Source organism: Burkholderia sp. E168m23, assembly GCF_016586125.1.
GTDB lineage: Bacteria > Pseudomonadota > Gammaproteobacteria > Burkholderiales > Burkholderiaceae > Burkholderia > Burkholderia orbicola.
Genome location: NZ_BCPP01001308.1, coordinates 1 through 1,469, shown reverse-complemented (window position 1 = coordinate 1,469; position 1,469 = coordinate 1). Strand labels below are relative to the sequence as shown.

Sequence of the window (1,469 nt, the reverse complement as noted above, 5' to 3'; positions counted from 1 at the left end):
TGCGACGGTGACGATCGAGAACGTGAACTGGCACCTCGAACAGGGCAAGGACACGCGCACCGCGATCGTCGACGGCGCGAAGCAGATCGTGATGCCGGCGCTGGTCTCGCTGCTGTGCATCTGCATCGTGTTCGTGCCGATGCTGATGCTCGACGGCATCTCGCGCTTCCTGTTCGTGCCGATGGCCAAGGCGGTGATCTTCTCGATGGTGTCGTCGTTCGTGCTGTCGCGCACCTTCGTGCCGATGCTCGCGCAATACCTGCTCAAGCCGCACGCATCGGCCGGTCACGCATCGGGCGAACTGGCCGCGGTAATGGACCCGCACGCGGGCCATGCCGGCGCACACGACGTCCCGCCGTCGCGCAATCCGCTGGTGCGCTTCCAGCGTGCATTCGAGCGCCGCTTCGAGTCCGTGCGCGCGTCGTACCGAATCCTGCTGGGCCTCGCGCTCACGCGCCGCAAGCCGTTCGTCGTCGCCTTCCTCTGCATCGTGGCCGCGTCCTTCCTGCTCGCACCGTCGCTCGGTCGCAACTTCTTCCCGACCATCGATTCCGGCGAGATCGCGCTGCACGTGCGTGCGCCGGTCGGCACACGGGTCGAGGAAACCGCCGCCGAGCTCGACCGCATCGAAAACACGATTCGCGGCGTGATTCCGCCCGCGCAGTTGCGCGAAGTGATCGACAACATCGGTTTGCCGAACAGCGGGATCAACCTGACCTACAACAACAGCGGCACGCTCGGACCGCAGGACGGCGACATCCTGATCTCGCTGTCGCGAGATCACGCGCCGACCGCCGACTACGTGCACACGCTGCGCGAACGCCTGCCGCGCGCCTATCCGGGCACCACGTTCTCATTCCTGCCCGCGGACATCGTCAGCCAGATCCTCAACTTCGGCGCACCGGCCCCGGTCGACCTGCAGGTGGCCGGCCCCAACCAGCAGGCCAACCTCGCTTATGCGCACGAGCTGTACCGCAAGCTGCGCCTGATCGCGGGCGTCGCCGACCCGCGCATCCAGCAGGCCAGCACCTATCCGCAGTTCACGGTGACGGTCGACCGCACGCGCGCCGACCAGCTCGGCATCACCGAGCAGGACGTGACGAACTCGGTGGTCGCGACGCTGGCCGGCACCAGCCAGGTCGACCCGACCTACTGGCTCAACCCGCGCAACGGCGTGTCCTATCCGATCGTCGCGCAAACGCCGCAGTACCGGATGACCACGCTGTCGGCGCTGCAGAACCTGCCGGTCACCGGCGCGAACGGTCAGTCCCAGTTGCTGGGCGGCCTGGCCACGATCACGCGCGGGGTCGGCAACGCGGTGGTGTCGCACTACAACATCGAGCCGCTGTTCGACATCTACGCGACCACCCAGGGGCGCGACCTCGGCGCGGTCGCGACCGACATCGACGATGTCGTCAAGGCCACCGCGAAGGNTCTGCCCAAGGGCTCGACGGTCACGCTGCGCGGCC

Annotated in this window: 1 protein-coding gene; it reads left to right on the top strand. The window is 67.5% G+C overall.

Features of this window, described 5'->3' with window-relative positions; translation table 11 throughout:
* Positions 1-1,469 (top strand): efflux RND transporter permease subunit (locus JMF90_RS36805; protein WP_201326316.1); only part of this gene is annotated, 1,469 nt, incomplete at both ends.